The 20225-nt window shown below is 65.2% G+C and carries 18 protein-coding genes; 7 read left to right on the top strand and 11 right to left on the bottom strand.

Annotated elements, in window-relative coordinates:
• The first annotated feature begins 174 nt into the window (after positions 1-174).
• From BM374_RS25880 to BM374_RS25870, 3 genes are all read left to right on the top strand, one after another.
• Positions 175-849, top strand: a complete 675-nt coding sequence (locus tag BM374_RS25880) for a dienelactone hydrolase family protein (RefSeq protein ID WP_057757109.1) — start codon at positions 175-177, stop codon at positions 847-849.
• A 231-nt stretch (positions 850-1080) separates the two neighbouring features.
• On the top strand, positions 1081-3246 hold the full coding sequence (locus BM374_RS25875; RefSeq protein WP_092298600.1) for an anthranilate synthase component I: 2166 nt from the start codon (positions 1081-1083) through the stop codon (positions 3244-3246).
• 112 nt (positions 3247-3358) lie between these two features.
• Positions 3359-3898, top strand: coding sequence for an adenine phosphoribosyltransferase (locus BM374_RS25870; RefSeq protein WP_092298597.1), 540 nt, complete (start codon positions 3359-3361; stop codon positions 3896-3898).
• A 180-nt stretch (positions 3899-4078) separates the two neighbouring features.
• Here the strand turns inward: BM374_RS25870 and BM374_RS25865 are convergent, their stop codons facing one another.
• From BM374_RS25865 to BM374_RS25830, 8 genes are all read right to left on the bottom strand, one after another.
• On the bottom strand, positions 4079-4747 hold the full coding sequence (locus BM374_RS25865) for a hypothetical protein (protein ID WP_092298595.1): 669 nt from the start codon (positions 4745-4747) through the stop codon (positions 4079-4081).
• A gap of 60 nt (positions 4748-4807) precedes the next feature.
• Entirely contained in the window at positions 4808-5560 is a 753-nt protein-coding gene (locus tag BM374_RS25860; RefSeq protein ID WP_092298592.1) for a P-loop NTPase family protein, read from the bottom strand.
• 197 nt (positions 5561-5757) lie between these two features.
• A complete protein-coding gene (locus BM374_RS25855; RefSeq protein WP_092298589.1) occupies positions 5758-6978 on the bottom strand; it encodes a M48 family metallopeptidase in 1221 nt (406 codons plus the stop codon).
• Positions 6979-7010: 32 nt separating this feature from the next.
• Positions 7011-7571 (bottom strand): LemA family protein, encoded by a 561-nt coding sequence (locus BM374_RS25850; protein ID WP_092298586.1) that lies wholly within the window; start codon positions 7569-7571, stop codon positions 7011-7013.
• Between the two features lie 133 nt (positions 7572-7704).
• Entirely contained in the window at positions 7705-8685 is a 981-nt protein-coding gene (locus tag BM374_RS25845) for a small ribosomal subunit Rsm22 family protein (RefSeq protein WP_092298584.1), read from the bottom strand.
• Between the two features lie 129 nt (positions 8686-8814).
• Positions 8815-12279 (bottom strand): chromosome segregation protein SMC, encoded by a 3465-nt coding sequence (gene smc / locus BM374_RS25840; protein WP_092298581.1) that lies wholly within the window; start codon positions 12277-12279, stop codon positions 8815-8817.
• A 216-nt stretch (positions 12280-12495) separates the two neighbouring features.
• Entirely contained in the window at positions 12496-13152 is a 657-nt protein-coding gene (locus BM374_RS25835; protein WP_092298578.1) for a DsbA family protein, read from the bottom strand.
• 127 nt (positions 13153-13279) lie between these two features.
• Positions 13280-13771, bottom strand: a complete 492-nt coding sequence (locus BM374_RS25830; RefSeq protein WP_092298575.1) for a DUF721 domain-containing protein — start codon at positions 13769-13771, stop codon at positions 13280-13282.
• A 122-nt stretch (positions 13772-13893) separates the two neighbouring features.
• On the opposite strand from BM374_RS25830, the gene mutY reads away from it, so the two are divergent.
• Positions 13894-15012, top strand: coding sequence for an A/G-specific adenine glycosylase (mutY, locus tag BM374_RS25825; protein ID WP_177248534.1), 1119 nt, complete (start codon positions 13894-13896; stop codon positions 15010-15012).
• A gap of 52 nt (positions 15013-15064) precedes the next feature.
• Entirely contained in the window at positions 15065-15484 is a 420-nt protein-coding gene (locus BM374_RS25820; RefSeq protein WP_092298569.1) for a PaaI family thioesterase, read from the top strand.
• 178 nt (positions 15485-15662) lie between these two features.
• Here BM374_RS25820 and BM374_RS25815 read toward each other — a convergent pair whose 3' ends face one another.
• Positions 15663-16967, bottom strand: a complete 1305-nt coding sequence (locus BM374_RS25815) for a flavin-dependent oxidoreductase (protein WP_092298566.1) — start codon at positions 16965-16967, stop codon at positions 15663-15665.
• A gap of 142 nt (positions 16968-17109) precedes the next feature.
• Between BM374_RS25815 and BM374_RS25810 the strand changes: the two genes are divergently transcribed.
• Positions 17110-17730, top strand: coding sequence for a glutathione S-transferase family protein (locus BM374_RS25810; RefSeq protein WP_092299005.1), 621 nt, complete (start codon positions 17110-17112; stop codon positions 17728-17730).
• Positions 17731-17834: 104 nt separating this feature from the next.
• Here BM374_RS25810 and BM374_RS25805 read toward each other — a convergent pair whose 3' ends face one another.
• On the bottom strand, positions 17835-18758 hold the full coding sequence (locus tag BM374_RS25805; protein ID WP_092298563.1) for a LysR family transcriptional regulator: 924 nt from the start codon (positions 18756-18758) through the stop codon (positions 17835-17837).
• A 91-nt stretch (positions 18759-18849) separates the two neighbouring features.
• Between BM374_RS25805 and BM374_RS25800 the strand changes: the two genes are divergently transcribed.
• A complete protein-coding gene (locus BM374_RS25800; protein ID WP_177248533.1) occupies positions 18850-19284 on the top strand; it encodes a nuclear transport factor 2 family protein in 435 nt (144 codons plus the stop codon).
• A 259-nt stretch (positions 19285-19543) separates the two neighbouring features.
• On the opposite strand, the gene BM374_RS25790 is transcribed toward BM374_RS25800, so the two are convergent.
• Positions 19544-20224: a glutathione S-transferase family protein gene (locus tag BM374_RS25790; protein ID WP_092298557.1), complete on the bottom strand. Its 681-nt coding sequence runs from the start codon at positions 20222-20224 to the stop codon at positions 19544-19546.
• Between the last annotated feature and the right edge of the window lies 1 nt (position 20225).

The raw sequence follows: 20225 nt of genomic DNA, 5'->3' as shown, positions 1-20225 counted from the left end.
GACGATGCGTCAGCGTCGAGCCCGGAATCCATCTATCCACCATCTCTGCGGCCCGATGCATTCCGGGCTCGCGCCATCGCGCGCCCCGGAATGACGAGAGTGTGGATTGCTTCACGCCCTCTCAGCCGCCAAAATACCGCCAATCGCTCCCTCAGAAACTCACCGGAGGACACCATGGGAACCGCCATCACTTTCAAGCGCCCGGACGGCAAGGATGCATCCGGTTATCTCGCCAACGCCGCGCGCGGCAACGCGCCGGGCGTGGTCGTGATCCAGGAATGGTGGGGCCTGTCCGACCAGATCAAGGGCCTGTGTGACCGCTTTGCACTCGCCGGCTTCGATGCGCTGGCGCCCGATCTCTACAAGGGCAAGGTGGTGCCGTATCACGATACGGATTCCGCCAACAAGGAAATGAACTCGCTCGATTTCATGGACGCCACCACGCAGACGGTGCGGGGAGCCGCGCAATATCTGTCGCGTAACGGCGCCAAGGTTGGCCTCACCGGCTTCTGCCTCGGCGGCGCCGTCACCATCATCGGGGCGGTGCATGTGCCGGAGCTCGCCGCCGGCGTCGTGTTCTACGGCATCCCGCCGGAGCAGGCCGCCAAACCCGCCGATGTCAAGATCCCGCTCCAGGCCCATTTCGCCAACAAGGACGATTGGTGTACGCCGGAGCTCGTCAGCGGGTTCGAAAAGGCCATGAAGGCCGCCGGCAAGTCACTCGAGCTTTTCCGCTATGACGCCGAGCACGCCTTCGTCAACGAGCAGCGCCAGGCCGTGCACGACCGCGAAGCCGCCGAGCTCGCCTGGGGCCGGGCGACGGAGTTCTTCAGGAAACATCTAGGGTAATTATCGGTCGCCCTATAGTGGGGCGGCGCCCTTGACGCCGTCCCCGCGCCATGGTGAGTATCCCACCCATGAGCACCGCAGCCCGCCCATCCCGTCGTTGGTGGCGCACCTCCTAAGAGGTGGCCGGTGCGATTTGTTTTCCCAAAATCGTCTGAGGTCGCCAGCACAGCGCGGCGGCCTTTTCGTTTGTCCTGTGTGGCGTTCCCTCGGCAAGTTTCGTAAGAGGACCCCATGAACAGGACAGTCTTTGCTCTTCCCGCCAGAAGCGACTACGTCACCCGCGGCGGCCTTGCGATCACGCGCGTGGCCGAACAGTTTACCGGTGGTGCCTCCAGGCTTGACGATCTCGTCAGCCTGCTCGACCGCCGCCGCGGCGTGGTGCTATCCTCCGGCACGACAGTGCCCGGCCGCTACGAGAGCTTTGACCTCGGCTTCTCCGATCCGCCGCTCAAGCTCGAGACATCAGGTATCAACTTCAAGCTGGAAGCGCTCAACGACCGCGGACAGGTGCTGATCGCCTTCCTCGCCGACGTCCTGCGCGAGCCCTGCCTCGTGATCTCGGAGAAGAGCACAACGCGCCTTGCCGGTCACATCATCCGCGGCGATGCGCCTATCGAGGAAGACCAGCGCACGCGCCGCGCCAGCGTGATGTCGCTGGTGCGCGACATCATTGCCGCTTTCTCCGCCAATGAAGACGGGCTGCTCGGCCTGTTCGGCGCCTTCGCCTACGATCTCGTGTTCCAGATCGAGGACCTCGTGCAGAAGCGCCCGCGCGAGCAAGACCAGCGCGACATCGTGCTTTACGTGCCCGATCGTCTGCTCGCCTATGATCGCGCGACGGGGCGCGGTGTCGTGCTCGCTTACGATTTCGCGTGGAAGGGCAAGTCCACCGAAGGCCTGCCGCGTGAGACCGCCGACAGCCCGTACATGAAAACGGATCGCCAGGGCTTTGCCGATCACGCGCCCGGCGAATATCAAGCTACGGTCGAGACAGCGCGGGCGGCCTTTGCCCGCGGTGATCTGTTCGAGGCCGTGCCGGGCCAGCTTTTCGCCGAGCCTTGCGAGCGCTCGCCGGCCGAAGTGTTCCAGCGTCTCTGCGTCATCAACCCGTCGCCTTACGGCGCGTTGATGAATCTGGGCGAGGGCGAATACCTCGTTTCGGCTTCGCCGGAAATGTTCGTGCGCTCCGACGGACGCCGCGTCGAGACATGCCCAATATCGGGCACGATCGCGCGCGGCACCGATGCCATCGGCGACGCCGAGCAGATCCGCCAGCTCCTGAACTCGGAGAAGGACGAGTTCGAGCTCAACATGTGTACCGACGTCGACCGCAACGACAAGGCGCGCGTCTGCGTCCCCGGCACGATCAAGGTGCTGGCTCGTCGACAGATCGAGACCTATTCAAAGCTGTTCCACACCGTCGATCATGTCGAGGGCATGCTGCGTCCCGGTTTCGACGCGCTCGACGCCTTCCTCACCCACGCCTGGGCCGTCACCGTCACAGGCGCACCAAAACTCTGGGCGATGCAGTTCGTCGAGGACCACGAGCGCTCGCCGCGGCGCTGGTATGCGGGCGCGATCGGTGCAGTGAATTTCGACGGCAGCATCAACACCGGCCTCACCATCCGCACCATCCGCATGAAGGATGGTCTTGCGGAGGTCCGCGTCGGCGCCACCTGTCTGTTCGACTCGGATCCCGCCGCGGAAGACCGCGAATGCCAGGTGAAAGCCGCTGCACTGTTCCAGGCGCTGCGCGGCGATCCGCCGAAGCCGCTGTCGAGCTTTGCGCCTGATGCAACCGGGTCCGGCAAGCGCGTGCTGCTGATCGACCATGACGACAGCTTTGTGCACATGCTCGCCGACTACTTCCGCCAGGTCGGCGCCAGCGTCACCGTGGTCCGCTATGTGCATGCGCTCGACATGCTCAAGCAGAAGAGGTGGGATTTGCTGGTGCTGTCGCCCGGACCGGGTCGCCCCGAGGATTTCGGGATCAAGAAGACGATCAATGCGGCGCTGGAGAACAAGCTGCCGGTGTTCGGCGTCTGTCTCGGCGTGCAGGCGATCGGTGAATATTTCGGCGGCGAGCTCGGCCAACTCACCCATCCCGCGCACGGCCGGCCCTCGCGGGTCCAGGTGCGCGGCGGGCGCCTGATGCGCAACCTGCCGAACGAGATCGTGATCGGCCGCTATCATTCGCTGTTCGTCGAGCGCGACAGCATGCCGGAGGTGCTCGACGTCACCGCCACTACCGAGGACGGCGTTGCCATGGCGCTGGAGCACAAGACCCTGCCGGTCGCCGGCGTGCAATTCCATCCGGAATCGCTGATGTCGCTCAGTGGCGAGGTGGGCTTGCGTATCGTGGAGAATGCGTTCCGGCTGGATGCGGGGGCGAAATGAGTGCATGCTTCACGCTCGTCATTCCGGGCGATGCGCAGCATCGAACCCGGAATCTCGAGATTCCGGGTTCGGCTCTGGAGCCGCCCCGGAATGACAACGAAACGAGAAACGAATGACCTTTGACCACGACATCAAGGCGAGCGTTCGCACCATTCCCGACTATCCCAAGCCGGGGATCATGTTCCGCGACATCACGACCTTGCTCGCCGATGCGCGCGCCTTCCGCCGCGCGGTCGACGAACTCGTCAATCCCTGGGCCGGCAACAAGATCGACAAGGTGGCCGGCATGGAGGCGCGCGGCTTCATCATCGGCGGCGCTGTGGCGCATCAGCTCTCGGCCGGCTTTGTGCCGATCCGCAAGAAAGGCAAGCTGCCGCACACCACCGTGCGGATCGCCTACTCGCTCGAATACGGCATCGACGAAATGGAGATGCATATCGACGCGATCCAGCCCGGCGAGCGCGTCATCCTGGTCGACGATCTCATCGCCACCGGCGGCACCGCGGAGGGCGCGGTGAAACTGCTGCGCCAGATCGGCGCCAATGTCGTCGCCGCCTGCTTCATCATCGACCTGCCCGAGCTCGGCGGCGCGGCCAAGCTGCGCGCCATGGACGTGCCGGTGCGCACGCTGATGACGTTCGAGGGGCATTGAAGTCGCGACGGTCTCCAGATCGCCTAAATATTGCCCGGATAAATATGGGGCGAAGCCATTCTGGCTCTCTCGTCATTCCGGGGCGCGACGAAGTCGCGAGTCCGGAATCCATCCCGGCCGCAGCGATGCCGCGCAATGGATTCCGGGTTCGCACTGACGCGCGCCCCGGAATGACGTCTCTCAAGACCGTTGCAGGATCAGGCTGAGCTCGAGCTCGCGGAAGGCGAGGTAATTGCGCCGGATCCACTGGTGCAGCTCGGTCGAGGAATCCTTCTCCTGACGCAGGTAGCCGGTGAAGGAGAAGCTCAGGCGGTCGATATAGGTCTTGAGGAACCCGGGCAGCGCCGGCAGGCGGAGCAGGCGGCCGCCCTCCATCGCGGGTGGCAGCTCGCCGCGGATGACGAACTCATTGTCGACAGTGATCAGGTTCATCCGCGGGATCTGCTGGCGCAGCATCTCGTGAGCGCGGGCCGAGACGCGGTCGGTATCGGCGACGAACAGGATCTGTGGCGCGACATGCCGGCGCGCCGCTTCCTTGAGCAGACCGATCTCGTCGGTCATCTTGAAGAACTCGTCGAAGGCGTGGAAGCCGAGGTCTATGACCTTGGCGAGCCCGTCATCGATGATGACGCGGTCCATCAGCTGCATCTTGCCGTAGGTGTCGACCACATCAGCCGTTTCGGTGACCTTCGGCAGGTAATCGAGCAGCGACGGCTCCTTCAGATTGACGTCGAACGCAGCGACGTTGCCGTTCTTGAGCAGCAGGAATTCGGTGAGCAGCCGCGCCAGCAGGGTCTTGCCGACCTGCGGGCGGGGCGAGCAAATGATGTAGAGGGGTGTCGCGGGCATCGGCTGCTATATCAGGCCAAGTCACCGCCCAATCCAGCCGTATCAGCCCGGCCTGCGCAACTATTTTTCGCTGTTGCGGGTCACCGGTTTCGAGCCGACGATGTCGGTCAGGCGGATGCGGTCGAATTCGCTCCAGACATTGGCGAGCCAGTGCCGGACATAACCGCGCAGCACGAACGAATAGTTCGCGGCTTCGTCGTTGATGCCCTTGTTGGCGACGAATTTCAGGAACGGGACCGAGGAGACCTCGACCTGCTCATAGGCCATTTCGTTGAGCTTCGGGATGGTCAGCTCGGTGGCGTCCTTGATGCGGTGGAAGTAGGAATTGTAGGTCGCCTGGTCCCACTGGAAGAACTGGGTGTCGTTGATGAAGTTCTTCACCAGGAAATATTTTGCACCGGTCATGAAGCCGGCCGTCTCCGCGATCTCCTCGAGCGAGGCGATCGAGGGGCCCAGGATGTGGAACACGGCGAAGGTGATCTGCCCGGCTTTGGCCGCATCGAGGAAGCCGATGTCGCGCAGCGAGGCCAGGGCGGGCGAGAGCAGGCCGGCGCGAACGTCGATCACGGTCACCGACGGGCTGACCGCGTTCAGCGTGTCGAAGATCTTCATCTGGTCGGCCGTGGTCGTCATGTCGACGATTTCGGTGATCTCGGGGTGGAAGCGCTTCAGCGTTCCCCGCGGCGACTCCGTGTCGAACGCGCGCGTCGGCACGTTGTTGGCGGAAAAATAATCAAGCAAGGTACGCGACACCGTGGTCTTGCCGACCCCGCCCTTGTCCGCGCCCACCACAACCACTGCCGGCTTTGCCATTGCTGTCCCCTAACGCGCCCCCGATCGCGAGGGTCGCAATCGGCCAGGCCCCAAATCGGTGTCCCGAGTCTGCTGTTGGGCGCGAACATGGCAGAAACAAGGGAGAATTCAAAATTCCTCGGCAGCCCGTAGCTGCAATTCCCGATGTTTTTCCGGATCGTCGTGAAACTGGCACAAAGCGCGCGGCCGATGCATGCTTAGTGGCGACCCCAGGGACCCATGGGGTTGCCAACAGAATCGCCGACCGCGGTTCCGGAAGTGCCCGGCGCGTGGGCGGGCGGTGGCGTGGCCCGGCCGCCGGGATCGTTCCACGGACCCTGCGGCAGTGCCGGCGGTGCGTTCTGCTGATCTCCAGGCTCGTCTGCGTCGGGGCGTTCCGTCTCGTCGGCGGGCGGCAGCGGGCCGGGATCATGGCCGCCGGCGAACTTGACCAGCGCATCGACGCGGGACTGTACGGAGGGATGGGTTGCAAACAGATCCGCGAACCCCTCGCGCGGATTGTCGACACAAAGCTCCATCACCGCGGAGGTCGCGTCCGGCAATTCGCCGCGGCCTTCGATCTTGCGCAGCGCCGAGATCATCGCATCCGGGTTTTTCGTCAACTCGACCGAGCCGGCATCGGCGAGATATTCACGCGACCGGGACAGCGCCAGCTTGACCACCTGCGACATCAGCCAGGCCACCACGATCAGCACGACCGCGATGACGATCACGATCACCGCGCCGCCGCCGGAGTTCTTGCTGTCGCTCGACGACGAGGACGACCGCGACGATGAGGACGAGCCCGACGACCACGAGCCGCCGGAATTCCAGCTCAAATTCGTGAAGAGGCGGAAGAACAATTCGCCGAAGAAGCCGACCACGCCGGCGATGATGACGGCGACCACCATCAGCTGCACGTCGCCGTTCTTGATGTGGGTCAGCTCGTGGCCCAGCACCGCCTCGATCTCCTGGTCGTTCAGCGCGTCGAGCAGTCCGGTGGTGACGGTGATGGAATATTGCCTGGGATTGAGGCCGGTCGCGAACGCGTTCAGCGCCGGGCTCTCCATGATCTTCAGCTTCGGCATGGTGATGCCGCGCGAGATGCAGAGATTTTCCAGGAGATTGTAGAGCCGCGGCGCCTCCTGCCTGGTGACGTCGTGGCCGCCGGTGACAGCGTCGATCATCGACTGGTGGAAGAAATAGGCGATGACGATCCAGGCCGCCGCCGCGATCGTCGCGAAGGGGGCGGCTTTGAGGAGGTCGTAAAAGGCCCGATTCAGATAATAGGCGACGGTGCCGTTGCCGTTGATGACGACCTCGGCGACCAGCCCGCCGGCGAACACCAGCACATAGACCAGCGCGAACAGGCCGGCGAGCAGCAGCATCGAACGAAACTTGTTCGAGGCGATGTGCGTGTAGAGACCATACGCGGCCATGACGCGTTGCCCTGCCGGCCTAAAGGTTCAGATCAGAATTTCACCTGGGGCGCAGCTTCGACCTCGGTGCGGCTGGTGCCGAGATCGAAGAAGTCCTTCCTGGTGAAGCCGAACATGCCGGCGAACAGCGCGGCGGGCATCTGCTGAATGCCGGTGTTGTATTCCTGGACCGCGTTGTTGAAGAAGCGGCGGCTCGCCGCGATCTTGTTCTCGAGGTCGGCGAGCTCGGATGCGAGCTGCTGGAAATTGGCGTTGGCCTTGAGGTCCGGATAAGCCTCCGACAGCGCGATCAGCCGCCCCAGTGCGCCGGAGAGTTGGGTCTCGGCGGCGGACACCTGCGCCGGCCCCTGTGCCGACATCGCCGAATTGCGCGCCTTGATGACGTCGTCGAGCGTGCCGCGCTCGTGCGAGGCATAGCCCTTCACCGTCTCGACCAGGTTCGGGATCAGGTCATGACGCTGCTTGAGCTGGACGTCGACGTCGGCGAAGGCCTGGCCGACGCGCTGGCCCAGCGCCACCAGCCGGTTGTAGGCGCTGAAGGCGAACAGCACGAGGACGACGATGATGCCGAGAACGATCCAGCCGGTCGACATGGAGAACTCCTGAAGAGAATTGGGGCGGACAGCGTAAACCAAAACGAGGCCGGGGAGAGCCCCGTGGAGAGAAGGTAAGACTTGGTCGGATCGGGCGCCATCCGAGTTCAAGGGGAAAGCGCGGGCAACGGGGTTAACTTTCGGACAGAACGGCATCGCCCCAGCGCCAGCGCCGGGCGCCTGCATACGCAGCCTTGTCGCGGCGCGCGACTTTCGCGCGTTCGACGCCCTCCATGGTGCAAAGCTTGGCCTTGATTTCGGCTTTGCCGATTTCAGGCGGTGCCAGCACGCGCGCGGCGCGGGCTGCGGGCGGCGTGCGGACCAGGGCGACATAGATGAACCGCTCGTCCTCGAACGGCACCTCGGCGCCCTTGATCTGGCGGTGGGCTTGCGAGCGCGGCAGGCGTTGATTGAAATGGCACCAGTCGGGCGCAACCAGCGGGCAGGGCTTTTCGTGCGGGCAGGGGGCGGCGACGTACGCGCCGGCTGCGATCAGTTGCTGGCGCAGGGCGAGGATGCGGGCATAGCCGGCGGGCGTGCCGGGCTCGATTACGACGAGTGCATGGCGCGCTTTCGCCCACATTGTCTCCGCGAGCTTGCGCTGGTCGCCCCCACCGAGCTCGCCGATGATGTAGCTGGCGACGACGAGGTCGGCTTGCGCGACTTCGGCGAGGTTGGTAGCGGCATCGCCCGGTAGGTACCGGCAATCGGAAAGGCGCGAGCTGTCGCGTGCCAGTTCGAGCGCGAGCCGGCTCAGCGTCGCATTGGCGTCGAGCAGGGTGAAGTCCTGCAGCGACGAGAAGGCCTCTGCCGCGGCCCAGCTTGCGGTGCCCGGGCCTGCCCCGACGTCGAGCAGCGTTTCCGGGGCGAAGTCCGGTGCGATCTCGTTGAATGCGCTGAGGCTTGCGGCAACGGCCGCATATGTCGCCGGCATCCGCGCCAGCGCATAGGCGAGCGCATCGGCGTCCGACTTGATCGTGCCAGAGCCGCCGCCGCCGCGATAGGTGGTCGAGATTTTCTGCGAGCGCTGCGCTGCGTCGGTGCGCGAAAAGCCCTGGAGCTTGGCGTCGAGGGCGGCCTTGAGTTCGGCGGGGAGAGTGGGGGCTATCATCATCCGCAGTCATGCCCCGCGAAGGCGGGGCATCCAGTACTCCGAGACAGTGCCGTCAACCGGGAAGCCGCGGCGTACTGGATCATCCGCCTTCGCGGATGATGACGCAATGGGTGTGGCGCGACTGCGGACTCACGCCACGTTCTGGTCGAGGATGTCCACCGCCTCGGCCAGGCTCACCGACACGAGTTGCGAGACGCCGCGCTCGGCCATGGTGACGCCGAACAGGCGGTTCATCCGCGCCATCGTGATCGGATTGTGCGTGATGATGATGAAGCGCGTGTCGGTCGAGCCGGTCATCTCGTGCAAGAGGTTGCAGTACCGTTCCACGTTGTGGTCGTCGAGCGGCGCGTCGACTTCGTCCAGCACGCAGATCGGCGAGGGATTGGTCAGGAACACCGCGAAAATCAGCGCCATCGCGGTCAGCGCCTGCTCGCCGCCCGAGAGCAGCGACAGGGTCTGCGGCTTCTTGCCCGGGGGCTTGGCGATGATCTCGAGACCGGCTTCCAGCGGGTCGTCGCTCTCGATCAGGTGCAGCGCGGCCTCGCCGCCGCCGAACAGCTCGACGAACAGGCGCTTGAAGTGGTTGTTGACGACCTCGAACGAGGTCAGCAGGCGCTCGCGCGCTTCCTTGTTGAGGCTCTGGATGCCCTGGCGCAGCCGCTTGATGGCCTCGACCAGATCGTCCCGCTCGGTGACGAGACCGGTATGCTGGGTCTCGACCTCGCGCAGCTCCTCCTCGGCGCGCAAATTGACGGCGCCGAGGCGCTCGCGGTCGCGGCGCATCTTTTCGAGGTCTTCCTCGATGTCGTGCAAGGGCGGCAGCTCGGTGCCGGGCTCGATCTCGGCAAGGCCGGCGACCGCCTGCGGCTCGACTTCGAGCATGTCGCGGATCTCGCGCTCGATGTCCTCGAGCCGGCGCCGCGCGCCTTCCATGCGCTCCTCGGCGCGGGCGGTGGCCTCGCGAGCGCTGGACAGCGCTTCCAGCGTCAGCTTGGCGACGCGGTCGGTCTCGGCCATCGCGCTTTCCGCGGTGGCGAGCGCGTCCGCGGCCATGCGGCGGTCGTTCTCCGCGTACTCGATCTCGGTGATCAGCGCGCTGCGCTTCTCGGCGAACACGGCGGGCGCGTTCTCGAGCTCGCTGCGCTCGATCGTGAGCTCGGCGATACGGGCCTGGATGGTGTCGATGTGGGAGGCCGCGCTCTCCTTGCGGTTCTGCCACTCGGTGCGCTCGGCGAGGATCGCCTGCACGCGGCGATCGGCGAGCTCGGCCTCGCGTGCCAGCGCCTGCGCCTCGGCGCGAACCTGGGCGGCGACGCGGCGATGGTTTTCGATGTCGCTGCGGACCGCGGCGAGACGAGTCTCGGTGTCCTCGCTCAACGGCAGCTCGCTGATGCCGGCCTCGGCATATTCGTACGCGGCTTCGGCCTCGGCGCGGTCGGCGGCGAGGCGGCTGTGCGCTTCGGACAGTGTCGCCTTGCGCGCGGCGTGGCGGCTGATCTCGCGCTCGGCGGCGGCGTGGCGCTCACGCGCAACATTCAGCTCGCGCTGCGCGGCACGCCAGGCTTCGCGGCTGGCGCCTTCCGTGCTGGCCGCCATCTGCAGCTCGGACTCGGCATTCTCCAGCGCCTGGCGCTTGATTTGCGCGTCGATGCGGGCCTGCTCCAGCTCGTTCTCGATATCGACGAGGCGGGCGCGCTCGGCGAGGCGCCGGGCGGCGCCGGTCGGGGCGTGAGCGGCGGCGACGAAGCCGTCCCAGCGCCAGACGTCGCCTTCGGGCGAGACCAGCCGCTGACCGGTCTTCAGCTGCGAGACCAGCTCGGCGCCACGCTCGCGCGGCACCACGCCGATCTGCGCCAGGCGGCGCGTCAGCTCGGCCGGCGCCTGAACGTGGTTGGCGAGCGGGGTGACGCCTTCGGGCAGCTCCGGATCGCCTTCGGCGTGTCCGACATTGGTCCAGCGCATCGGCGCCGACGGGTCGATCGGCGCATCGAGATCGTCGCCGAGTGCGGCGCCGATGGCCTTCTCGAAACCCTTGTCGACGGTGATGCCGTCGATGATCGGCGGCCACAGGTTCTTGGTCTCACCATTGACGATCTTGGAGATCGTACGCGCCTCGGTGTCGAGCCGCTGCACGCGCTTGTCGGCTTCGACCAGCGGCGAGCGCGAGGATTCCAGCGTCTGGCGCGCCGCGACATGCGCGGCTTCGCTCGCTTGAGCTGCGGCTTCCGACGCCGCCAGCGTCTGCTCGGCGGTCTCGACCGCGGCGGTCAGCTCATCAAGATCGCCGAAGCCGCCGGTCTCGGCTGCGAGCTTCTGCTCTTCCGCCGCGACATTCGCGATCTCCTGGTCGAGGCGGGCGAGCTTGTCGCGGTGGGTGCGGACGTTGGCCTCGAGCTGGTTGCGCTTGGCGGTGAGGTCGGCGAGCGCGGTGGTGAGCTCGGCGAACTGCTGCTCGGTCTCGGTCAGCACCGCCTCGGCTTCGGCGACACGCTCGTCGACGCCGGAGCGCTTCTCGACGCGCGACTTGATCTCTTCCTTCAGCTCGGCGTCTTCGGTGTCGAGTCGCTGCAGCGCGACGTCGGCGTCCATGGTTTGTTGCTGAGCACGGGAAATGTCGCCTTCGAACTGCGCGAGGCGACGTTCGAGCTCGGCGACGCGTTCCTTGGCGCGCTCTTCCTCGCGGTCGAGCAATTCGCGGGCGTTGGTGAGCCGCTGGAGCCCGGCTGCGGCGCGTGCTTCGGCATCGCGCAGCGCCGGCATCTCGGCGGCGCGGATTGCCTGGATACGGGCGGCTTCGGCCTGGTGCTGGGTGCGCTCGGCCATCTCGCGCACGGCGAGATCGTGGGTCTGGCCGGATTCGTTGACGTCGGCATGGGCGCCGATCCAGCGCAGATGGAACAACGTGGCCTCGGCCTTGCGGACCTTGGCGGCGACCTCGCGATAGCGCACGGCCTGGCGGGCCTGTTTCTTCAGGCCTTCCATCTGCCCCGCAAGCTGGCCGATCACGTCCTCGACGCGGGTGAGATTGGTTTCGGCCGCCTTCAGCCGCAGCTCCGCCTCGTGGCGGCGGGCGTGCAGGCCGGCGACGCCGGCCGCGTCTTCCAGCACGCGGCGGCGCTGTTCGGGCTTGGCCTGGATGATCTCGCCGATCTTGCCCTGGTGGACGAGGGCCGGCGAACGCGCACCGGTCGCGGCGTCCGCGAACAGGATCTGCACGTCACGCGCGCGTACGTCGCGGCCGTTGATGCGATAGACCGACCCGGCTTCGCGCTCGATGCGGCGGGAGATTTCGAGCAGCTGGCTGTCGTTCATCGCCGCAGGCGCGGTGCGATCGGCATTGTCGATCGTCATCGTCACTTCGGCATGGTTGCGCGCCGGACGGTTGCCGGAGCCGGCGAAGATCACCGCGTCCATGTCGGCGGCGCGCAGCGACTTGTAAGAAGTTTCGCCCATCGCCCAGCGCAGCGCCTCGACGAGGTTCGACTTGCCGCAACCGTTGGGCCCGACCACGCCGGTCAAGCCGGGCTCGATGACGAAGTCCGTGGGCTCAACGAAGGACTTGAAGCCGTGAAGGCGCAGGCGGGTGATTTTCATAAGCACGCATCTCTGTTGGCAGGCGCGAATCCCCCTGCCGGGACAATACCATGGAAGGCAATGTCGCTGTCTGGGCGAGTCGCGCGGGGCGCCTCATGCGGCGGACAATGGCCGCGGTGCGTCGCGAGGGCAACCGGCGAAAGCCGCTTTTCCCAAGGGATTTATGCCGGAAAGCTACGGCTTTTTGAGATGCGAATCAGGATCTTGACGAGCGAATCAGCTCTTCAGCAGCGGATTGATCTTCTTGGCGAACTCCTCGAACGAGGCCTCGCCCTTGATCTTCTCGCCGTTGATGAAGAAGGTCGGCGTGGAATCCACCTTCAGCACATCGCTGGCATATTTCTGGTCGGCGGCGATCTTGTCGAGCAGCGCCTGGTCCTTGAGGCAGGCTTCGACCTGCTGTTGGGTGAGGCCGGCCTGCTTGCCGATTCGCGTCAACGTCTCCGTGGTGTTCTTCACCACCCAGTCGTTCTGCTGGCGGAACAGCATGTCGGTGACGGCGAAGTACTTTGCCGCGTCGTCCTTGGCGATGCAGCGCGACAGCATCGAGCCGGCTGCGGCTTTGATGTCGAGCGGGAACTCGCGGAAGATGTACCGCACCTTGCCGGTGTCGATGTATTCCGACTTGATCTTGGGGAAGACCTGCTCGTTGAAGGCCGCGCAATGCGGGCAGGTCATCGAGGCATATTCGGTGATGGTGACGGCAGCATCCTTGGGGCCGAGCGCCATGTCGGGGAGCGACACCGGCTTGGCCACATCGGCGGCGGACTGTGCTATCGCCTCCGAGATGAACCGCAGCGGCGAGAGCCCGGCGAGCGCGGCAAGCCCGGTCAGCGACAGCATCGTGGTGAAGGCGCGGCGGGTGATGATCAAGGTCGGCTCCCGGATTGGCTGGGTCTTTGCCCGAAGTTCCCTCCGAGCGGCCTGTCGCTAGCTTGAAACGTGGTTTGAGGCAATGGCGAGCGGCAAGGGCAGGTCCAGATTGGCAGCGGAATAAGGCTCAATTTCGCTTGATGGCGGCTCCAAGCCGCGCCAGTGCCGACTTCAGCTCTTCATCTTCGATCGCGCCCAGATCCTCCGCGACCTTGGCGACGGCCTTGGGGTCCGGGGGGCCGGGCCGCTTTCGGACCCGGGGGCGCGAAAGGGGAGCCTGGCGGAAGGCGAGCTTGCCGACCGCGCTCCAGCCGAAGAACCGGTTGACCCGTTCCAGGATCACATCGGCCGAGTGCTGGATTTCCAGCGCCATCGGCCCCTCGACCCGCAGCACCAGGGTTGCCGGCTCCTGCGGCTGGCCCTCGACCGGTCGCGGCCACTGCATCTTCAGCGGCTCGGCGTGGGCGGCGATCTCAGGCCCGGCAATCTGCGCCCACCGCGTCACCAGCTCGCGCGCCGCGAACCCCTGCTTGGCATAGGCCTCGGCAAAGACGTCGTTGAGCAGGATGCCGAGCGGCTTGGCGCTGATGGGGCCGGGTTTGGGAGGGAATTTGGCCATGGGGCCTTATAGCACTTCGGCGGCTGGGCCACAGACTTCCCGCAGCGAAGAAAGACGTGGATGCCCGCGACGAGCGCGGGCATGACATGGAGAGGCCGGCACGTTGCCGCTACAGTAAGACCATGAGCCCCAGATCTGCCCTGAAGGCGAAATTGGAACCCAGTCGGTCGGAGACCGTGTCGCGCCCGATCGCGCTGCTCGCCTGGTATGATCGCCATCGCCGTCGGCTGCCCTGGCGGGCTGCGCCCGGAGAGATATCGGACCCTTACCGCGTCTGGCTGTCGGAGATCATGCTCCAGCAGACCACGGTGAAGGCGGTCGGGCCCTATTTCGAAAAATTCGTGGCGCGCTGGCCCGAGGTCACGGCGTTGGGGAACGCCTCGCAGGACGACGTGCTGCGGATGTGGGCCGGGCTCGGCTACTATTCGCGCGCACGCAATCTCCATGCCTGCGCCGTTGCGGTGACGCGCCAGCATGGCGGCGTCTTCCCCGATACCGAGGAGGGCCTGCGGGCGTTGCCGGGGATCGGGCCCTACACGGCGGCCGCGATCGCGGCGATCGCGTTCGATCGCCACACCATGCCCGTCGACGGCAATATCGAGCGCGTAGTGTCGCGCCTGTTTGCGGTCGAGGAGGAGCTGCCGCAGGCAAAACCGCTGATCCAGCAGATGGCAGCGACGCTGCTGGCGAATTCTCGCGCTGGCGACAGCGCACAGGCGTTGATGGATCTGGGCGCCTCGATCTGCACGCCGAAGAAGCCGGCCTGCTCACGGTGTCCGTTGAACGAGGATTGCACGGCCCGCGCGCTCGGCACGCAGGAGACGTTTCCGCGCAAGGCGCCTAAGAAGAGCGGATCGTTGCGGCGCGGCGCCGCCTTCGTCATCACCCGCGGCGACGAGCTGCTGGTGCGCTCAAGGCCCGAAAAAGGATTGCTCGGCGGCATGACCGAGGTGCCGGGCTCGGACTGGCTTCCTGGCCAGGAGGACGCGACTGCAAAACAGCAGGCGCCCGACCTGAAGGGGTTGTCGCGCTGGCAGCGCAAGGTCGGCGTTGTCACTCACGTCTTCACGCATTTTCCGCTGGAGCTCGTGGTCTACACCGCGAAGGCCGCAGCCCGCACGCGTCCGCCCGCCGGCATGCGCTGGGTGCCGATCTCAACCCTGGCCGACGAGGCGCTGCCCAACCTCATGCGCAAGGTGATTGCGCACGCGCTAAATCTGGCGCCGGGCCCATCCTCCTGACAGCACGTTGGCAGCTGCGTCGCGCTATCGAGGTGCGGAACGGAGGCTGCCGATGATCAAGACCGCGCTCGACAACTTCAAGAGACCGCCCTGTGCCGAGTTGCTCGGATGGCGGCTGCTCGATGCCCGTCCGGCAGATGGGTGGATCAAGCTCGGCTTCGAAGGCAAGCCTGAGTTCTGCAATCCCGCAGGATTCATCCAGGGCGGCATGCTCTCCGCAATGCTCGACGACACCATGGGGCCGGCCGTGCTGGTCATGAGCGAGGGCCGGCTCTACACCACCACCATCAGCATGACCGTGAACTTTCTGGCGCCCGCAAAGCCTGGGCCGATCGTCGGCGAAGCGAAGGTGACGCAGCTCGGCAAGACCATTGCGTTCGTCGAGGCGAAGCTGACGGCCGAGGATGGCACGGTGCTGGCGACGGCGAGCGCGAGCGAGCGGCTGCTGGAGGCGGCGAGGGTGGTGCGATAGTGTCGCAACGGGCTTTCTTCCTTCTCCCCTTGTGGGAGAAGGTGGCGCGAAGCGCCGGATGAGGGGTTCTATCCGCGAACTCAAATAACGAGAGGTCCGCGCGGAGACAGACCCCTCACCCGAGTGTATATGCCTCTCCCAGCGGGGCTGCCCTCTCCCACAAGGGGCGAGGGCGCATTCATGCGCATCCCGCTTTGAGCGAAAGCGTCACGCCCCCGCGCGCGTCCTTGCTCACGATCGGCGGCTTCGCATTCAGCGCCTCGACCTGGAAGCCCGCCACGCGCTTGTAGTTCGCGGCGATGTCTTCCAGCTCCTTTTGCGACAGCACGTCGGTGACGACCTTGTAACCATCAGGCGCGCGCTCTTCGACGAGCTGCATCACTTGCTCCGGGCCGTTCTTGCGGTTGAGCAGGACGAGGTCCGTGGTCGCCGGACGCCGCTCGGCTTCATAGGCGGGCAGAGCGGCTTGCGTCGGTCCGTGCGCCAGAATCTCGCGGGTGATGGTTCGTGCATCGAGGATCGCCTGCGAAGCGCCGTTCGAGCCGATCGGGTACATCGGGTGCGCGGCGTCTCCCATCAGCGTGACCTTGCCGAAGGTCCATTGCGACACCGGATCGCGATCGACCAGCGGATATTCATAGGCGTGCGGGCAGTTCCTGATCAGGCCGGGCACGTCGAGCCAGTCGAATGTCCAGCTCTCGAACCAGGGCAAGAATTCTTCCAGCCTCGCGGTGCGGTTATAGTCCTCGCGGCGCCATTGATAGGTCGGCGGCATGTGGCGCTCGGCGACCCAGTTGATGAGGTGGTTGCCGTTCGCATCCGGCTCCTTCGAGATCGGATAGCAGACGAATTTCAGGATCTCATGGCCGGCCATGATCATAGTGCGGCCGGTGAGGAAGGCTTTTGCCGGTGTCACGCCGCGCCAGAGGATGCGGCCGTTCCAGATCGGGGGACCCTCGTTGGGATAGAGCTTTTCTCGCGCGGCGGAATGGATGCCGTCGGCCGCGATCATGATCGCGCCTTCAAAGGTCCCCGCGGCCTTGCCAGTTGCCCTGTCGATGAAGTCGGCGCGGACGCCGGCCGCCGTCTCACTCCAGCCGGTCAGATGATGGCTGGTGAGGATGTTGTCGCGGCCGAGCCGCTCGATCGCAGCGTCGAGCAAGATCTGCTGCAGCGTGCCGCGATGGATCGAGAACTGCGGCCATTTGTAGCCGGCGTCCAGCCCGCGCGGCTCGCTCCAGATCGGCTTGCCATGCTTGGAGAAATAAGCGAGCTCGCGGGTGCGCACGCCGCTGGCGTCCAGCTTCTCCAGCAGCCCGAGCTCGATCAGCTCGCGCACCGCATGCGGCAACACGTTGATACCGACGCCGAGCGGCTTCAATTCCGCAACGCTTTCGAACACTTTTACGGGAACGCCGATTTGGTGCAGGCTGAGCGCAAGCGTCAGCCCACCGATGCCGCCGCCGGCGATGAGTACCGTCATGACAAAGCCCCTCCAATTACAGGCGTCTTGGCACGGCAGGGCAGCGGTGGGCAACTGCGAAGAGTAAACAACACTGAGAAAGCCGTGCTATGGACGCCGGGACCGGCAGCCGTTAATTTCCTGGTTTCCAATGAGGTCCGACATGCTCAAGCTCTACTACGCCACCGGCACCTGCGCGCTCGCCACCTACATCACCCTGGAGGAGGCCGGTGCCGACTACACGGCCGAACGGCTGAGCTTCAAGGACAACCAGCAGAACAGCCCGGAATATCTCGCCATCAACCCGAAGGGTCGCGTGCCGGCCCTGATCACCGATCGCGGTGTCCTGACGGAGACGCCGGCGATGCTGGCTTACCTCGCGCAAGTCTTCCCCAAGGCGAAGCTCGCGCCGCTCGACGATGCCTTCGACTTCGCGCAAGTGCAGTCGTTCAACTCCTATCTCTGCTCGACCGTGCACATCAACCATGCCCACAAGATGCGCGGCGCGCGCTGGGCGACGGAAGAGAGCTCGTTCGCCGACATGAAAGCGATGGTGCCGAAGACCATGGCCGCCTGCTTCAAGCTGATCGAACAGAGAATGTTCAAGGGGCCGTGGGTGATGGGCGATCAGTTCACGATCTGCGATCCCTATCTCTACACGCTCTCGACCTGGCTCGAAGGCGACAGCGTCGACATCAACGCCACGCCGAAGATCGCCGATCATTTCAAGCGGATGTCCGACCGGCCCGCCGTGGCAAAGGTGATGGCCGCGCAGAAGGCGTAAGGACGCCTGCTTCGTAGGGTGGGTCTAGCGCAGCGGAACCCCCCTCGTCTGTTTCTGCGGAAACCAAAGTGGTGGGTTACGCCTTCGGCTAACCCACGCCCACCCTACGAGAGCTTGCGCTTGACTTGCTCCAACTCCCGCCCCGTCTCCAGCATCAGGCGCCTGAGCCAGATCGAGCCCGGGTCCATCTGCGCCCGCGTCGGGTAGAACATGAACTGCTCGTCGATGCCGGGGTCGAGCGGCGGCGTCACTGTCACGAGCCCGAGCTGCTTCGACAGCGCCGCGATCAGCCGGCGCGGTACGAAGGCGACGAGGTCGGTGCGGGCGGCGACGTGCAGGGCCTCGAGATAGCTTGGCACCACCAGCGAGATGTGTCGCTCGATTCCCTTGGATCGGAGCCAGGTGTCGATCAGATCCTCAGCATTGCCGCGGATGATCACACCGACGTGGCGCGCGGCGAGGAACGTCTCGCGCCGCTTCAGCTTCGGTGCAAGCGGATGGCCGCGCCGGATCGCAAGTGCGTCGCTGTCGGTGTAGAGCAGCTGGCGGTGAAAGCCCTTGAAGGCGTTGCCGATCGAGATCACGAGGTCGATGGTGCGGGCGAACTCGGCGTGGAAGATCGCCGGCCCCCGCCACGGCACCACGTCGATGCGAACGCTGGGCGCAAGGCGCGTCACCTTTTCCATCAAGGGTGGCATCAATAGCTCCACAGTGAGGTCAGGCATCATCAACCGGAATGCCCGCTCGCTGCGTGCAGCATCGAACTCGTCCGGCACGAACAGCCCGCGCACCTGGTCGAGTGCCTGCGCCAGCGGCGCGCGCAACGCTTGTGCTCGCGGCGTCAGCTCCATCCGGGCGCCGGTGCGCACCAGCAACGGATCACCGAAGATGTCGCGCAGGCGTTGCAGCGCGTGGCTCGCGGCCGGTTGCGACAACCCGATGCGCATGGCGGCCCGGCTGACATTGGCCTCGCGCAGCAGCGCGTCGAGCGCGGTCAATAGATTGAGGTCGAGCGAATTCAAATTCATGCGGTGAATTGATATCATATTCTCTATCGATTTGAAGAATTTCGATCGGGCGGCGATGGTCTCGGCGTTGCCACTATCAGGAGATGCCGCCATGAGCACGAGCGCCAACAAGAAGCTGATGCAGGATATTTTCGCCGCCGCCGCCAGCCCCGATCCGGCGGTGCGCGACCGCTCCCTGTTCACCGCAAGCCTTGCCGACGATGCCAGATGGGTCGTGACCGGCCAGTATTCCTGGTCGCGTACCTTCGCAGGGAAGGAGGCGATCCTCAACGATCTGCACGGCTACGTGCGCAGCCGCCTTCGTGACCGGACGCGCACGGTCGCTCACCGCTTCATCGCCGATGGCGACATCGTCGTGGTGGAGGCCAAGGGCGACAACGTCACGCCTGCGGGCGTGCGCTACGACAACGACTACTGTCTCGTGTTCCGGTTCGAGAACGGCAAGATCAAGGAGATCCGCGAGTATTGCGACTCGGTGCTGACCGAGAAGGCGCTCGGCGTGTTTCCGCAAACGGCTGCGAGCTAGAGGACCGGACGTCGTCCCGCCAACGCATGCAGCTCCCTGCGCGATTCGCGCCGAGATTTTGCATTGCCGCCGATAAAATCAGCAGCACCTGAGGCGTCCTTCGCAGAGCTCGCGCGAACAATTTGAAGGTCGGCATCGAGCGAGCTCGATGCCTCCGCCGGCTCGCTGACCGCGACCGCGACACGCGCCCAGGATCTGTCGACGGAAGTCGCCTCCGCCTCGCAGGAAGCGACCACCAACGTCGAGGCCGTGGATTCGATCAGGCTACTTTCGTCGTCATGTGTCTGAACATGTTGGCGCGCGCCTCGTCGTCCATCTCGGCCTTGAAGGTGAACTTGTCCTTCAGCGCGATCGCGCGCGCGGCGGCCGGCCGCGCCGAGATCTCGTCCACCAGACGCTTGACGTTCGGGTAGCGGGCAAAGGCGTCGTCGCCGAGCTTGAACGGCACCATTCGCGCCCAGCCCCACAGCGCCATGTCCACGATCGAATAGGCGTCGCCGACCATGTAGCGGCGATCTTTGAGGTGACCGTCGAGAATTTTGTAATGGCGATCCGTCTCGTACTGGTAGCGGTTGTGAGCGTAGTCGTGGTTCTGGTCCTTCGGTGCAAAATGCTTGAAGTGCACGGCCTGACCCGAATACGGGCCGACGCCCGATGCCACGAACATCAGCCAGGACAGTAGCTCGGCGCGGTTGGCGGGGAGAAACTTGCCGGTCTTCTCGGCGAGGTAGAGCAGGATGGCGTTGCTGTCGAACACGATGGTGCCGCCATCGTCGATCGCCGGCACCTTGGCGTTCGGATTGATCTTCAGATAGTCCGGTGCGAACTGCTCGCCCTTGCGGGTGTCGATCTTCACCGCCTCGTAAGGAAGGCCGGCTTCCTCGAGGAAGAGCGCGACCTTGGTCGGGTTCGGCGATCCGTTGAAATAGAATTTGAGCATC

The sequence above is a fragment of the Bradyrhizobium sp. Ghvi genome, from assembly GCF_900115265.1.
Taxonomy (GTDB): domain Bacteria; phylum Pseudomonadota; class Alphaproteobacteria; order Rhizobiales; family Xanthobacteraceae; genus Bradyrhizobium.
Note: the sequence above shows the minus strand (reverse complement) of the source record. Positions and strands in the feature narration are given on the sequence as shown.

Coding starts and splice junctions, on each gene's coding strand:
- BM374_RS25880 (WP_057757109.1), top strand. CDS start 175: ATGGGAACCGCCATCACTTTCAAGCGCCCGGACGGCAAGGATGCATCC.
- BM374_RS25875 (WP_092298600.1), top strand. CDS start 1,081: ATGAACAGGACAGTCTTTGCTCTTCCCGCCAGAAGCGACTACGTCACC.
- BM374_RS25870 (WP_092298597.1), top strand. CDS start 3,359: ATGACCTTTGACCACGACATCAAGGCGAGCGTTCGCACCATTCCCGAC.
- BM374_RS25865 (WP_092298595.1), bottom strand. CDS start 4,747: ATGCCCGCGACACCCCTCTACATCATTTGCTCGCCCCGCCCGCAGGTC.
- BM374_RS25860 (WP_092298592.1), bottom strand. CDS start 5,560: ATGGCAAAGCCGGCAGTGGTTGTGGTGGGCGCGGACAAGGGCGGGGTC.
- BM374_RS25855 (WP_092298589.1), bottom strand. CDS start 6,978: ATGGCCGCGTATGGTCTCTACACGCACATCGCCTCGAACAAGTTTCGT.
- BM374_RS25850 (WP_092298586.1), bottom strand. CDS start 7,571: ATGTCGACCGGCTGGATCGTTCTCGGCATCATCGTCGTCCTCGTGCTG.
- BM374_RS25845 (WP_092298584.1), bottom strand. CDS start 8,685: ATGATGATAGCCCCCACTCTCCCCGCCGAACTCAAGGCCGCCCTCGAC.
- smc (WP_092298581.1), bottom strand. CDS start 12,279: ATGAAAATCACCCGCCTGCGCCTTCACGGCTTCAAGTCCTTCGTTGAG.
- BM374_RS25830 (WP_092298575.1), bottom strand. CDS start 13,771: ATGGCCAAATTCCCTCCCAAACCCGGCCCCATCAGCGCCAAGCCGCTC.
- mutY (WP_177248534.1), top strand. CDS start 13,894: ATGAGCCCCAGATCTGCCCTGAAGGCGAAATTGGAACCCAGTCGGTCG.
- BM374_RS25820 (WP_092298569.1), top strand. CDS start 15,065: ATGATCAAGACCGCGCTCGACAACTTCAAGAGACCGCCCTGTGCCGAG.
- BM374_RS25815 (WP_092298566.1), bottom strand. CDS start 16,967: ATGACGGTACTCATCGCCGGCGGCGGCATCGGTGGGCTGACGCTTGCG.
- BM374_RS25810 (WP_092299005.1), top strand. CDS start 17,110: ATGCTCAAGCTCTACTACGCCACCGGCACCTGCGCGCTCGCCACCTAC.
- BM374_RS25805 (WP_092298563.1), bottom strand. CDS start 18,758: ATGAATTTGAATTCGCTCGACCTCAATCTATTGACCGCGCTCGACGCG.
- BM374_RS25800 (WP_177248533.1), top strand. CDS start 18,850: ATGAGCACGAGCGCCAACAAGAAGCTGATGCAGGATATTTTCGCCGCC.
- BM374_RS25790 (WP_092298557.1), bottom strand. CDS start 20,224: ATGCTCAAATTCTATTTCAACGGATCGCCGAACCCGACCAAGGTCGCG.